The sequence below is a fragment of the Asanoa siamensis genome, from assembly GCF_016862555.1.
GTDB lineage: Bacteria > Actinomycetota > Actinomycetes > Mycobacteriales > Micromonosporaceae > Asanoa > Asanoa siamensis.
In genome coordinates this window covers 1-13,851 of sequence record NZ_BONE01000073.1, presented here as the reverse complement: position 1 = coordinate 13,851, position 13,851 = coordinate 1, and the positions used below count along the sequence as shown (strand labels likewise).

The window sequence follows — 13,851 nt, the reverse complement described above, 5'->3', positions numbered from 1 at the left end:
GACCCGCCGTCTTCCGCCGTGCCAGACGGCTGCATCGCTCGCCGTACCGCCAGATCCCCATCCGCCGCCATGCCTGGCACCGGGGAAGGGACGCCAGGGACGGGAGCGGGTGGAGATCTCGCGGTACGGCGGGCGAACGGCGGCGGAACGCGGGTCTTCGCGGGACCCGATGCCTCGTCGCCCTACAGTCCGCCGGGCAGCACCCCCTCTTCGATGTCGGCGAAGTCGTCTTCGCTTTCCGCGAGGTAGGTGTCCCAGGCCTGCTTGTCCCAGATCTCCACCCGGGTGCTGGCGCCGATCACGACCAGCTCTCGGGACAGACCCGCGTATTCCCGCAGGTGCGCCGGGATGGTGACCCGACCTTGCTTGTCGGGCACCTCGTCATGTGCGCTGGCGAAGAAGACCCGGCTGTAGGCCCGTGCGGCCTTGTGGGTCATCGGCTGCTCGCGCAACTGCCCCGCGATCCGCTGGAACTCGGGCGTCGGGAAGACGTAGAGACAGCGCTCCTGCCCTTTGGTGATCACGACACCTCCCGCCAGTTCGTCCCGGAACTTCGCCGGCAGGATCAACCGGCCTTTTTCGTCCAGGCGTGGGGTATGCGTGCCGAGAAACATTCGGCCCACCCCCTCGCGCTGCGGGCGGATTCGCGGTCCACCCGAGGCCGGCGGACCCTTCCGGCCCCGCCATTGATCCCCACTCTACTCCACTTCCCTCCACCCGCAACCAGAATCCGGCTTCACATCCGGCCAGCGCGGACGTAAAACCGCACGTCAAAGGCGGTGGGACGGAGTGGAGGGCCGCACGCCGCGGGTGCTTGTCCAAATACTGACAAGCTCCATTCCGCGCGCAACGATTCGCACATTCACCTCGTTAACCTCATCCGCCACACGATCGGACCCGGTTTCGGAGCCCGGTGGAGGATCTTGGTGGAGCGAAGTGGAGACGCGCGTGGGGGCACGGCGGCAGTGCCGCCGTGCCCCCACGAATTGCCTGGAACCTCAGACGATCCGGCGCACCACGTAGTTCCGCGACCAGATCTTGTGCTTGCCGACCCGGGTGCCCGGGCGCGGAGAGTCGTACATGTAGCCGCCACCGGCGTAGATGCCGGCGTGCGTGCCGTACGAACCGCTGCGGACCACGATCAGGTCGCCCGGCCGGGCGGCCGACTTCGACACCGCCCGCCCGTACCGCTGCTGCGAGTTCGCCTTGTGCGGCAGTTTCTTTCCGGCGGCCTTGCGGTAGACGTACATCGTGTAGCCGGAACAGTCGAACGCCGTCGGCCCGGCGGCACCGGACCGGTAGGGGCGGCCGACGTGCCGCTTGGCCTCCGCGAGCACCTTGGCGCCGCTCGGCGTCACGGTGATCCACATCGGCGACGTCCAGTAACGCCGGTAGCTGGCGTCGCCGGTGAACACGATGCGATAGGAGGTGGTGGCGAGCGGCTTGACGGCGAACCAGTTGTAGCCGTTTCCGTACAGCCGCTTGGTCGCCTTCCGCTTCCAGGTCCGCGAGGCGGCGGACCACTCCTCGAGCGCTACTACGGTCCGCGCTCCGGCCGGCTTGCCGGTCCGGGGGTCCTTGACGGCGACGCGCACTGCCGCGCCGCTTCCCCACGGAACCGATTGCCGACTGACACTTCCGGTGATCGCCGGCCGCACGGCGGCCGCTGACTCGGCGGCTCGCGCCGGTGACGTGGCGACCAGTTGGCCGGCGCACAGGCAGGCGGCAGCGGTGGTCGCGGCGATCCGGCCGGCTCGGGCGGTGGGCCGCCCACTCCGGCGAGAACGAAGTTCCAACACGTACGGGATCCCTCCGGCACGCCTACGGCGGGAGCCGCCGGGCGTACCGGCGCGACGGTTGGCCGCGCCTGTCCGACACCCGACGTCCGCCCCGGCCGCTGGCGGCGGCGTGGCGACGCGGATTCCCCCCATCCCCGCTCTGGTCTGCCGTGGTTGAGACGTCAGGACGGCGTCGCGGGGATGAGCGGGGTTGAGCGTGTCCCACGCGGCGCGGTGGCCGCGCAACGCTGCGCGACCGGCCATCAGTTTGTAGCTGATCGATGGTTCTACGCTGCGTGATGGTGCGATTACCACCCGAAGTTGGCACACGGCGGCTCGTCCTGATCGCGAATCCGTGTCCGTTTCATCACTGACAGTGGGTCACTGTCCGATCCGGTATCCGTGATAACGATCAGTGACGATGCCCACACGACTCGTTCGGGTGCCCGGGTACAAATCGGGTATTTTTCCCGGCCCCCGCCACTGCGCGCGACCAGCCGCGTGCTATGTCCTGTCCGGTAACCTCGCTCGCGTGACGGACGCGAAAATGCCCCTGCGGGCGAAGGTGGCCAGCTCGGTGTCCCGCACCGCCGCGGCGCTCTCCCGGGCCGCCGGGCGCGGTGACGGCTCGGTGATCGGCGGGTGGATCGGCCTCAAGATCGATCCTGAGCTGCTCACCCACCTGGCCGCGGGCCGGTCGGTGGCGCTGATCTCGGGCACCAACGGCAAGACCACGACCACCAAGCTCACCGTGGCCGCCCTCGAAGGGATCGGCCGGGTGGCCACCAACGCGTTCGGCGCCAACATGCCGACCGGGCACACCTCGGCGCTGGCCAAGGCCGGCAGCACGCCCTTCGCGGTGCTCGAGGTCGACGAGCACTACCTCGCGCGGGTCCTCGAGGAGACCCGGCCCCGCGCGGTCGCGCTGCTCAACCTCTCCCGGGACCAGCTCGACCGGGCGAAGGAGGTGGCGATGATGGCGCAGATGTGGCGCGAGGCGCTGGCCAACCACCCCGACGTGCACGTCGTCGCCAACGCCGACGACCCGATGGTCACCTGGGCGGCCCTGGGCTCGCCGGCGGTCACCTGGTTCAGCGCCGGCCAGCGCTGGCACGACGACTCGTGGGTCTGCCCCAACTGCGGCGGCGCGATCGAGCGCGCCGGCGGCGACTGGCGGTGCACCAACTGCCCGTTGCGCCGGCCCCGGCCCCAGTGGGTCGTCGAGGAAGACGGCGTCTTCGACCCGACCGGCGCTTGGCACCAGGTCAAGCTGCAGCTTCCGGGCACGGTCAACATCGGCAACGCGGCCACCGCGCTTGCCGTCGCCGCCCAGTTCGGCGTGCGCCCGGCCGACGCCGTGCTGCGGCTGAGCACGGTCAGCTCGGTCGCCGGCCGCTACGCCCAGGTCGAGCGCGACGGCAAGCTGATCCGGCTGCTGCTCGCGAAGAACCCGGCGAGCTGGCTCGAGGCGTTCGACATGGCGGAACCCGCACCGACGCTGCTCTCCATCAACGCCCGGGACCCCGACGGCCTCGACACGTCGTGGCTGTTCGACGTCGACTTCTCCCCCCTGTACGGGCGGCGGGTGCTGATCACCGGCGACCGCGCGTACGACCTCGCCGTGCGGCTGCATGTCAACGGCATCCCGTTCGAGCACGTCACGTCGTTCGCCGACGCCCTCGACGCGGTGCCGCCGGGCCGGCTCGAAGTGATCGCCAACTACACCGCCTTCCAGGACATTCGAGCGGAGCTGGACCGTGTCAACTGAAGACCTGCGGATCGTCTGGATCTACCCGGACCTGCTGTCCACCTACGGCGACCGGGGCAACATGCTGATCCTCGCCGCCCGCGCCCAGGCCCGCGGGATCCCGGTCGAGACCATCGAGGTGCGCTCCGACCAGCGGCTGCCCGAGGGCGCCGACCTCTACCTGATCGGCGGCGGCGAGGACGGCCCGCAGGCCCTGGCCGCGCAGCGGCTCAACGCCGACGGCGGCCTGCACCGGGCCGTGGCGCAGGGCTCGGTGGTGTTCGCGGTCTGCGCCGGCTACCAGCTCCTCGGCACGTCCTTCTTCGCCAAGGGCGCCCAGTTCCCCGGCCTCAACCTGCTCGACCTGCACTCCGACCGCGGGCCGTCCCGCGCCGTCGGCGAACTGCACGGCGTGATCGACCCCCGCCTCGGCCTACCGCCGCTGTCGGGGTTCGAGAACCACGGCGGGCGTACGCACCTCGGCCCCGGGGTCTCGCCGCTGGCCCAGGTGACGACGGGCATCGGCAACGACGGCACCAGCGAGGGAGCGTGGCGCGGCAACCTGCTCGGCACGTACTCCCACGGCCCGGCGCTGTCCCGCAACCCGGCCCTGGCCGACCTGCTGCTGCGCTGGGCCACCGGCGCGGGCTACCTGCCGCCGCTGGACGACAGCTGGGCGGAGCGCCTGCGCCAGGAGCGCCAACTCGCCGTTCAACCGTGACCCCGGACCCGCCGGAGCGGCGGGCACTCCCCGCCCCACCGGCGCGACCGGCCCTCCCACCCGGTCGGTCCATGCTGGCCTTGCCGGCGGGCGCCCGCTCCCGCTGGCACCGGCACCCGGTGCTCCGCTTCGCGCTCCTGGTCGCCCTGCTGGGCACCTTCGGCCTGATCCTGCTGCTGGCCCCACCCGACCTCCAGGCCATCCCGGACGCCGTCGACCGGTTGGGCCCGTTCGCGCCTCTGGCCGCGATCCTGGTCGGCGCCGCACTGTTGATCGCCCTGGTGCCGCGCACCCTGATCACGGTCGCCTGGGGCGCCCTCTTCGGCCCCCTCGGCGGCGCGGGTTACACCCTGGCCGCGGCCTTCCTGGCGGCCCTACTGGGCTTCGCCCTGGGCCGCTGGCTGGGCCGCGACTTCGTAGCCGAACGCGTCCGCGGCCGCCTGGCCCAACTCGACGGCTGGTTCACCCGCCAGTCCATGCTCGGCGTCATCACGGTCCGCCTGGTCCCCCTGGGCGGCTTCGGCCTGGTCAGCTACGGCTACGGCACGACCGGCGCCCGCCTTGCTCCCTACCTGGCCGGCAGCGTGATCGCCTCGGTGCCTTCCGCCTTCGGTTATGCCGCCTTCGGCTCGGCAGTGGTCTCGCCCGGCTCGATCAATTGGTTCACCGTGGTCCCGGCGAGCTTCGGGTTGATCGCTAGCGCTGTGATCGTCTGGCGGTGGCGGCGGTCGGCGCGCCGTTCCAAGACCGGTTCAGCTCGGGACTGACCGGGTTTCTCGGCGTCGTGGCTCACTCTCTAGGTCCCGGGAGGGTGTCGCGCGCTTACGCAAAGTCGCAAACCCCGCTCCCAATGCTCCAGCGCGCAACACCCTCCCGTGCCCTGACCCACCCACCATCCGCGACCACGACCACGGCCCGAGGGACACAGTCCATTGGCGATCTTCGCGGTGGGAATTCCGCGGTGGGTCACGGTTGGGGGCATCGCCGGTCAGGAATCAAGAAGCACGCACACCGGCTAGACGAATAGCGTCATCGCATGCCTTCCATCGAGTTCGTAACCGTCGAGGCGGCTGACGCCGCTGCCGCCGAGCGCTTCTACACAGCCGCCTTCGGGCTGGGCGACCGCCTGCGGATAAAGGCCGCCGACGCGCCGACGAACGGCTTCCGCGGCTTCACCCTGTCGCTGGTCGTGTCGCAGCCCGCCACCGTCAACGCCCTCGTCGACGCCGCGGCACAGGCAGGCGCCACGATCCTCAAGCCGGCCGCGACGTCCCTGTGGGGCTACGGCGGCGTCGTGCAGGCCCCCGACGGCACCCTCTGGACGATCGCATCGTCGTCGAAGAAAGACACCGGCCCAGCCACCAAACAGATCGCCGCCATCGTCCTCCAACTGGGCTGCGAAGACGTCGCGGCAAGCAAGCGCTTCTACGCGGAACACGGCCTCGCCGCCTCGAAGAGCTTCGGCGGCCGCTACGTCGAGTTCGACACCGGCCCGGTGAAGCTGACCCTCAACAAGCGCCGGGCGATCGCCAAGACCGCCGGCGTCTCCCCCGACGGCACCGGCTCCCACCGCCTGACCATCTCCGCCGACACCCCGGCCTTCACCGACCCCGACGGCTTCACCTGGGAGCCCGCCAACACCTGATCAGTCACCAACAAACCGCAGCCCCAGCTCACGAGCTTCCTGACAGGACTCGGCCAACCGCCGGATCGCCCGCAACACCTCGAGCTCACCCTCGGATGCGGCGATGAGCTGACTCAGCTCGGCGAGCAACTGAGGCATCTCGTCATGCGAAAGCTCGAGCGTTCCATAGAGATCAATGCGGTCGAGCATCGGCGTGGTGCCTTGATGCTGTGCCCGCTCGAGAACCTTGGCGAAGTGGAAGTGGACATCACCGACCGAGGCGACCTCGACGGTCCGCCGACGCCGGGGACTAGTCCCCAGTTGCTCGATCCGAAACAACTCGACATCGACGCCCACAGGTGATCCTCCCTGCTCGAAGCCGCCGCCGACCCACCCACGCAACCCCCCGCGGAAGTCCCACCGCGAAAGATCAGCCAATGGACTGTGACCCTCGGGCCGTGACCGTGGTCGCGGATGGTGGGTGCGTCAGGACACGGGAGGGGTATTGCGCGCTGGAGCATAAGGGAGCGGTTTGTGCGACAGCTCCAGCGCGCAATACCCCTCCCGGGGCCTAGAGGGTGACCAACGACGCCGAAGATTCCGGCCAGTCCCGAGCGGAACCGGTCATGGAAACGGCGCCCTTCAAAAGCGCGACCAACGACGAACCCCGGGTCCGGCGGGAGCGACGGTCGCGCCCCCGACGAACCCGGGACATCAGCTTGGATCTCTTCGGTTTGACGCTCTCTAGACGACGACGCTCACCATGCGGCCCTTGATGACGATGACCTTCTTCGGAGATTTGCCGTCCAGGGCCTCGGCCACCTCGGACAGCGCGGCCGCCCTGACGGTCTCCTCGGAAGCGTCGACTGCGACCGAGATGCGCCCCCGGACCTTGCCGTTGATCTGGACCGGGTAGGTGACCTCCTCGGCCACCAGCAGTGCCGGGTCGGCGACGGGGAAGTCGACGTACGTCAGCGACTCCGAATGGCCCAGACGCTGCCACAGCTCCTCGGCCACGTGCGGGGCGAATGGCGCCGACATCAGCACCAGCGGCTCGACGGCCTCGCGCGGTGCCGGACCCCCCAGCGCCGTCAGCCCGTTCGTCAGCTCGATCAGCTTCGCCACGCCCGTGTTGAAGCGCAGTTCGTCCAGGTCGGTGCGGACGCCGTCGATGACCTTGTGCAGCAGGCGCTTCGTGGTCTCGTTGGCCGGCTCCTCGCTCACGCGGGTCTTGCCGGTCTCCTCGTCGACCACCAGGCGCCAGACCCGCTGCAGGAAGCGCTGCGCCCCGATCACCGCCCGGGTCTCCCACGGCCGGGACACGTCCAGCGGACCCATCGCCATCTCGTAGACCCGGAACGTGTCGGCGCCGTAGGCCTCGCACATCTCGTCGGGCGTCACCACATTTTTCAGCGACTTGCCCATCTTCCCGTACTCCCGGAAGACCTCTTCGCCGCCGTAGAACCAGTGCCCGTCGCGGTCCTCGACCTCCTCGGCCGGCACCACCATGCCGCGCGCGTCGCGGAACGCGTACGCCTGGATGTAGCCCTGGTTGAACAGGCGGCGGTACGGCTCGAACGACGAGACGTGGCCCAGGTCGAACAGGACCTTGTGCCAGAACCGGGCGTACAGCAGGTGCAGGACGGCGTGCTCGACGCCGCCGACGTACAGGTCGACGCCGCCCGGGTCGCCCTCGTGGCGCGGGCCCATCCAGTAGGCCTCGTTCTCGGGATCGACCGCGTGCTTGTCGTTGTGCGGGTCCAGGTAGCGCAGCGAGTACCAGCACGAGCCCGCCCAGTTCGGCATCGTGTTGGTGTCGCGGACGTAGCGCTTCGGCCCGTCGCCCAGGTCCAGTTCGACCTCGACCCACTCGCGGGCCCGGGACAGGGGGGTCTCCGGGTTGCTGTCGGCGTCGTCCGCCTCGAACGTACGCGGCGCGAAGTCGTCGACCTCGGGCAGCGCGACCGGCAGCATCGAGTCCGGCAGGGCGACCGGCATGCCGGTCTCGTCGTAGACGATCGGGAACGGCTCGCCCCAGTAGCGCTGGCGGCTGAACAGCCAGTCGCGCAGCCGGTAGGTGGTCGCGCCGGTGCCGGCGCCGTTCGCCTCCAGCCAGGCGATCATGGTGGCCTTCGCGTCGGCGACAACCAGGCCGTCCAGGTTCAGGCCGCGGTCGGGTGCGGCCGAGTTGATGGCCGGACCGTCCCCGGTGTACGCCTTACCGTCGAAGCCGTCGGCCGGCCGTACCGTGCGGATGATCGGCAGTTCGAAGACCTCCGCGAACTCCCAGTCGCGCTCGTCCTGGCCGGGCACCGCCATGATCGCGCCGGTGCCGTAGCCGGCCAGCACGTAGTCGGCGATGAACACCGGGACGCGCGCGCCGTTGACCGGGTTGACCGCGTACGTGCCGGTGAAGACGCCGGTCTTGTCCCGCGCCTCGGCGGCCCGCTCGACCTCGGTCTTGCGGGCGGCGGCCCGGCGATATTCCGCGACCGCCTGCACCGGCGTCTCGTGGCCACCGGTCCACGGTGTGTGGGTGCCCTCGGGCCAGTGCGCCGCGGTCAGCGTGTCGACGATCGGGTGCTCGGGCGCGACGACCATGTAGGTGGCGCCGAACAGGGTGTCGGGCCGGGTGGTGAAGACGGTGATCTCACCCTCGGCGCCGGCGGCGGTCTCGAACGGGAAGTCGACGTGCGCGCCGGTGGAGCGCCCGATCCAGTTGCGCTGCATCAGCTTGACCGGCTCGGGCCAGTCCAGCACGTCCAGGTCGTCGACCAGGCGGTCGGCGTACGCGGTGATCCGCATCATCCACTGCTTCAGGCGGCGCTTGAAGACCGGGAAGTTGCCCCGCTCGCTGCGGCCGTCGGGGGTGACCTCCTCGTTGGCCAGCACGGTGCCCAGGCCGGGACACCAGTTGACCGGCGCCTCGGAGACGTAGGCCAGCCGGTGCTCGTCCAGCAGCGCCCGCTTCTCGACGCCCGACAGCTCAGCCCACGGCTTGTCGCCGGGGGTCGGCCGCGTGCCCGACGCGTACTCGTTGATCAGCTCGTCGATCGGCCGGGCCTTGCCGGCGTCCTTGTCGTACCAGGAGTTGAAGATCTGCAGGAAGATCCACTGGGTCCAGCGGAAGAACTCCGGCTCGCTGGTGGCGACCCGCCGGCGCTCGTCGTAGCCCATGCCCAGGCGGCGCAGCTGCGCCCAGAACCGGACCATGTTGCGCTCGGTGGTGATCCGCGGGTGGGTGCCGGTCTGCACGGCGTATTGCTCGGCCGGCAGGCCGAACGCGTCGAAGCCCATCGGGTGCAGCACGTTGAAGCCGGTCATCCGCTTGAACCGGGTGTAGACGTCCGTGCCGATGTAGCCCAGCGGGTGACCGACGTGCAGGCCGTCGCCGGACGGGTACGGGAACATGTCGTGCACGTACATCTTGGGCGCGCCGGCCCGGGGGTGCTCGGGGTCGGCCAGCTCGCCGACCGGGTTGGGCGCGCGGAACGTGCCGCGGGCCTCCCAGTAGTCCTGCCACTTCCGCTCGACGTCACCGGCCAGCGCGGCCGTGTAACGGAACGGGGGGACGTCCTGGTCGGGACGCTCGGCTGCCTCGCTCATGTTCGCCACCTCGGTATTTTCGTCGTCAGGGCCAGTGGTGCGGCACGCGGGGTGTCAGCGCGTCTGCACGAGGGCATAAAAAAGCCCCTCACGCAGGAGGGGTAGCCGTGCCGGTCGCGTCAGCGACGTCAGCACGGCTAGGTAAGGAGCAGGAAGGCCCTGGCCATGAGCGGAGTGTACCCCGGTCAGCGATAGATCGCGAACGCCGCGCTCGCCACCAGGGTCGTCACGGCATCGACGATCTCCCGTACGGGATCGGACAGCTTGCCCCGGATCTCCCGCAGCCGCTGGTCGAGACCGGCCAGCGGCATCGTGACGAACACGTGCTCGTGCAGGAGTACGGCGTGCATCAGGCCGCACAGGGCCGCGGTCGGCTCGTCGGGCTGCGAGCGGCCGTGTGCCGCGTACCACAGCCGGACCGTGATCGCCCGGACCACGCCCTCGTCTGCCGGGTAGCGGGTCACCGGCACGAGGCCGAGCCGGCGCTGGGCGGTCTTGGTCAGCACGCCCTCGGTGAGCAGGACGCTCCGGACGGCCTCGCCGGCGCCCTCGCGGAGCTGGTTGAGCGCGCCGGCCAGCGGCGGCGCCTGGGCGGCCAGCCGGATCGCGGCGAGCAGGTTGTCGTCGCCGGCGTCGCCGGTGGGCTCGACCCCGACCACGCCCAGCCGGCCGCCGCTGACGGCGACCCGGCCGGCGAGCACGAGCTCGACCAGCCGGGCGCCGGCCACACCGATGTCGAGGCTGTCCGGGTGGACCGCCGGCTTGCCGGCCTTGTCGAAGCCGAGCACGAACAGCTCTTCGCGCAGGCGCACCGCGATCCGTCCCTCCCCCTCGACCGCGGTCAGCGGTAGCTGTCGGCGAGGGCGCGTAGTCGGGCGTGGGCGCCCTGATACATGTCGACGGTCGGAAGGTAGCGCTTGGCCACCTTGGCGACCATCGTGTAGTTGGCGTCGCAGACGTTGCCCACGGGTGCCTCACCCGCCTGGCTGATCAGCTGATACGAGTCGAGGACGTCCAGCTTGCCGGCGTCGGCGACCCAGGTCACCAGGTCGTGCTGGCTCATCCGGAACGCGTCCTCCAGCGGCCGGGCCGAGCCCGCCGACATCAGGTGGTCGTCGGTCTCGAGTCGCGGCGTCGGCGTGGCCACGCCCTTGATCAGCTCGACGGCGACCACGGTGTCCATCGCGGCCTCGACCGCGACGCCGCTGACCTCGCCCTGGCCCTGTCGGGCGTGCCCGTCACCGAGGGCGAACAGCGCGCCGGGCACGTTGACGCCGAAGTAGACGGTGGTGCCCGCGCGCAGCTCCGGGGTGTCCATGTTGCCGCCGTGCGCGTCCGGGACGATCGTCATCCGGGCCTCGAACGCGCCGGGCGCGACGCCGACCGTGCCGTGCATCGGGTCCAGCGGCAGGTCCACGGTGAAGTCGCTGTTGCGGGCCGCGTACCGGACCAGCTTGTCGGCCTTGTCGATCTCGTAGACCCAGACCCGCTCCTCCAGCGGCTCGTGCAGCATCGCCGTGGTGTGCGTGGCGGTGAGCGCGCCGAAGTGCGGGAAGGTCGACGAGACGGCCCAGTCGCGGGCCGGGGTGATGGAGACGAAGTGCAGCGCGAGCGTGTCGCCGGGCTCCGCACCCTCCACGAAGAACGGTCCCGTGACCGGGTTGAGGTAGGGGAACTCGCAGACCTGCGAGGGCAGGTCGCCGACGCCGCGGACGACGCCACCGAAGCAGTCCTCGGTGTACGTGTCCAGGATGTCGCCGGACTTGATGCGGGCCACCGGCTCGCGGCCGCCGAACGTGTAGCTCAGTTCGGCGGCCGTCGGCCGGTAGCGGAGAACGTCGGTCACGCTTCCGCCTTCCGTGGGTCTTGTCGCTTGTGGATCTTAGAGCGCCGGGTCCCTGGGTGCCGGGGCCACGTTGTCGTCGGGGTCCACGGTGGTCTCCTCGGACATGCCGGCGAGCACCGGCGTGCGCTTGGTGGCCACCAGGACGGCGACGATGACGATGCCGATGAGGACCCAGATGCCGCCGATGAGCTGGGCGAAGATCTTCTGGTTGACCACGACGTAGATCAGCATGGCGAGGCCGACCGCCGGCAGGATCGCGTGGCGGAACCAGTCGCGGCTGCCGTTGCGGACGACGTACCACCAGAAGACCGTCAGGTGCAGCACGATGAACGCGACCAGCGCGCCGAAGTTGACCAGCCGGCCGAGGTCGGCGATCGCGTCGGCCTCCCGGGTGAACCAGAGCGTCAGGCCCAGCACCAGCGAGAGGCCGGCGACCAGGAACACGGCGTTGGTCGGCACCGCGTGTCGCGGCGAGACCCGGGCGAGGAACGCCGGCAGCTGCCTGTCGCGGGCCATCGCGAAGAGCAGCCGGGACGTGGCGCCCTGCGCGACCATCGCGTTGGCGATGCCCCAGGCGAGGGCGGTGGCGAGCGACGTCAGCACGTACATCCAGTGCCCGCTGGCCGACTCGGCGGCCTGCGCGAACTCGTCGCCGACGACCGCGCCGCCCTGCAACAACCCGTCGGGGTTCGGCACCAGCATGGAGCCGAGCCAGGTCTGCAGCACGAACAGGACGCCCGCGACGATCAGGGCGCCGGCCATCGCGCGACCGATCTTGCTGGCCTCCTCGCGGTTCTCCTCGGCCAGCATCGAGATGCCGTCGAAGCCGAGGAAGGAGAGCATCGCGACGCCGACCGCGGCGAAGATCAGCGACCAGCCGAACAGGTCGCCGTTGAACAGCGCCGTGCCCGCCGAGAGCCCGTTGCCCTTGCCCTGGCCGAGTGCGATCAGGAAGACGACGACGACGAGGGCCAGGACCGCGAGCTCGGCGATCAGGAACCAGCGCGTGACCTTGGCGGTGATCTTGATGCCCAGGTAGTTGACGACCGTGTTGACCGCCACGAAGGCGATGAGCCAGAGCCAGGTCGGGATCGCCGTCACGATGGCGTTCATCGAGAATGCGGCGACCACGTACAGCAGGCTCGGCACGAGGATGTAGTCGAGCAGGATCGCCCAGCCCGCCACGAATCCGACCGGCGGCGCGATTCCGCGACTGGCGTAGTTGTAGACCGACCCCGCCATGGGGAAGGCCCGCACCATCTGCGCGTACGAGTTGGCGGTGAACAGCATGGCCACGAGCGCGACCAGATAGGTGAGGGCGACCATGCCGCCCGAGGCCTGGAACACGGAGCCGAAGATGGCGAAGGGGGCGATCGGGACCATGAACACGAGGCCGTAGGCCAGCATGTCGACGAAGCGGAGCTCCCGCCGAAGCTCCTGGCGATAGCCGAAGTTCTCGAGGGATGCCGGTCCCTCTGCCGGTTGCGGACTCACGCCCGCTTGAGGGGAAGCCATGAGGCGTCACGATAGTGCTCGATGATCGTTTATGAAAGATATCGATCCGCCAATTCATCGCGCGGTATGTCGTTGTTTCGCGGTTATCCGGCGAAGCCGCTCCCGGCGGTCAAAGCTCCCATCCTGGACAGCGCGGGCGGCCGGGTCGGCGCGGTCAAAAAATCCAGTTAGCCTGATGGCACGGGTGGGGCCGGCGGTGGTGCGGCGGCTTGCCGAATTCTGCCCGCACCGGGTGAACCAAACCACGGGTCCAGACGCTCTTGCATATGAAGCCGCAGCACCCCCGAGGAGGAGGCCCGTGACACAACAGACCTGGGACGAGTTGGGCGCACCGCTGCCCGGTCCCGAGTTCCGAGCCGCCAGCGACGCCATCGTGGCCAACATCGAGCAGGTCATCGAGGGCAAGACGGCGACGGTGCGGCTCGCGCTCGCCGTGCTGCTGGCCGAGGGTCACCTCCTGATCGAAGACGTCCCGGGTGTCGGCAAGACCAAGCTGGCCAAGGCGCTGGCCCGGTCGATCGACTGCTCCGTGCGGCGCATCCAGTTCACACCCGACCTGCTGCCCAGCGACGTCACCGGTGTCTCCGTCTACAACCAGGAGAACCACGACTTCGAGTTCAAGCCGGGCGCGGTCTTCGCCAACCTGGTGGTCGGCGACGAGATCAACCGGGCTTCGCCGAAGACCCAGTCGGCGCTGCTCGAGTGCATGGAGGAGCGCCAGGTCACCGTCGACGGCACCACCTACGAGCTGCAGACGCCGTTCATGGTGATCGCGACGCAGAACCCGATCGAGATGGAGGGGACCTACCCGCTGCCCGAGGCGCAGCGCGACCGGTTCACCGCCCGGATCGCGATGGGTTACCCCGATGCCGGCGCCGAGCTCGCGATGCTCGACGCGCACGGCGGCCACGACCCGCTGCAGGACCTGCGGCCGGTCTCCGACGCCGCCACCGTGCGCCGCCTGATCGCGACGGTCCGGGGCGTGCACGCCGCCGACGCGGTCAAGCAGTACGC

Annotated in this window: 12 protein-coding genes; 5 read left to right on the top strand and 7 right to left on the bottom strand. The window is 70.0% G+C overall.

Going from position 1 to position 13,851, the window contains the following annotated elements; genetic code table 11:
- Nucleotides 1-182: 182 nt before the first annotated feature.
- Nucleotides 183-614: a division/cell wall cluster transcriptional repressor MraZ gene (gene mraZ / locus Asi02nite_RS32095; protein ID WP_089251465.1), complete on the bottom strand. Its 432-nt coding sequence runs from the start codon at nt 612-614 to the stop codon at nt 183-185.
- 384 nt (nt 615-998) lie between these two features.
- The gene (locus tag Asi02nite_RS41960; RefSeq protein WP_239127311.1) at nt 999-1,595 is read right to left on the bottom strand and encodes a C40 family peptidase; all 597 of its coding nucleotides are present in this window, start codon (nt 1,593-1,595) and stop codon (nt 999-1,001) included.
- 730 nt (nt 1,596-2,325) lie between these two features.
- Here Asi02nite_RS41960 and Asi02nite_RS32085 point away from each other — a divergent pair.
- From Asi02nite_RS32085 to Asi02nite_RS32070, 4 genes are all read left to right on the top strand, one after another.
- Nucleotides 2,326-3,546 carry a MurT ligase domain-containing protein gene (locus tag Asi02nite_RS32085; RefSeq protein WP_203717780.1) on the top strand — a complete coding sequence of 407 codons (1,221 nt, stop codon included), beginning with the start codon at nt 2,326-2,328 and terminating at the stop codon, nt 3,544-3,546.
- Nucleotides 3,536-4,246: a type 1 glutamine amidotransferase gene (locus tag Asi02nite_RS32080; protein WP_203717758.1), complete on the top strand. Its 711-nt coding sequence runs from the start codon at nt 3,536-3,538 to the stop codon at nt 4,244-4,246. Before Asi02nite_RS32085 ends, Asi02nite_RS32080 begins: the two co-directional genes overlap by 11 nt.
- A gap of 71 nt (nt 4,247-4,317) precedes the next feature.
- Entirely contained in the window at nt 4,318-5,013 is a 696-nt protein-coding gene (locus tag Asi02nite_RS32075) for a TVP38/TMEM64 family protein (RefSeq protein WP_203717757.1), read from the top strand.
- A gap of 269 nt (nt 5,014-5,282) precedes the next feature.
- Complete coding sequence (locus Asi02nite_RS32070) at nt 5,283-5,891, top strand: VOC family protein (RefSeq protein WP_203717756.1); 609 nt, start codon at nt 5,283-5,285, stop codon at nt 5,889-5,891.
- Here the strand turns inward: Asi02nite_RS32070 and Asi02nite_RS32065 are convergent, their stop codons facing one another.
- From Asi02nite_RS32065 to Asi02nite_RS32045, 5 genes are all read right to left on the bottom strand, one after another.
- Complete coding sequence (locus Asi02nite_RS32065; RefSeq protein ID WP_203717755.1) at nt 5,892-6,227, bottom strand: hypothetical protein; 336 nt, start codon at nt 6,225-6,227, stop codon at nt 5,892-5,894. It abuts the gene before it with no gap.
- Nucleotides 6,228-6,614: 387 nt separating this feature from the next.
- Nucleotides 6,615-9,476: a leucine--tRNA ligase gene (gene leuS / locus Asi02nite_RS32060; protein ID WP_203717754.1), complete on the bottom strand. Its 2,862-nt coding sequence runs from the start codon at nt 9,474-9,476 to the stop codon at nt 6,615-6,617.
- 185 nt (nt 9,477-9,661) lie between these two features.
- Nucleotides 9,662-10,288: a GOLPH3/VPS74 family protein gene (locus Asi02nite_RS32055; RefSeq protein ID WP_203717753.1), complete on the bottom strand. Its 627-nt coding sequence runs from the start codon at nt 10,286-10,288 to the stop codon at nt 9,662-9,664.
- Between the two features lie 29 nt (nt 10,289-10,317).
- On the bottom strand, nt 10,318-11,322 hold the full coding sequence (locus Asi02nite_RS32050) for an acetamidase/formamidase family protein (RefSeq protein ID WP_203717752.1): 1,005 nt from the start codon (nt 11,320-11,322) through the stop codon (nt 10,318-10,320).
- Between the two features lie 36 nt (nt 11,323-11,358).
- The gene (locus Asi02nite_RS32045; protein ID WP_203717751.1) at nt 11,359-12,837 is read right to left on the bottom strand and encodes an APC family permease; all 1,479 of its coding nucleotides are present in this window, start codon (nt 12,835-12,837) and stop codon (nt 11,359-11,361) included.
- A 298-nt stretch (nt 12,838-13,135) separates the two neighbouring features.
- Here Asi02nite_RS32045 and Asi02nite_RS32040 point away from each other — a divergent pair.
- Nucleotides 13,136-13,851 (top strand): AAA family ATPase (locus tag Asi02nite_RS32040; protein ID WP_203717750.1); only part of this gene is annotated, 716 nt, incomplete at its 3' end.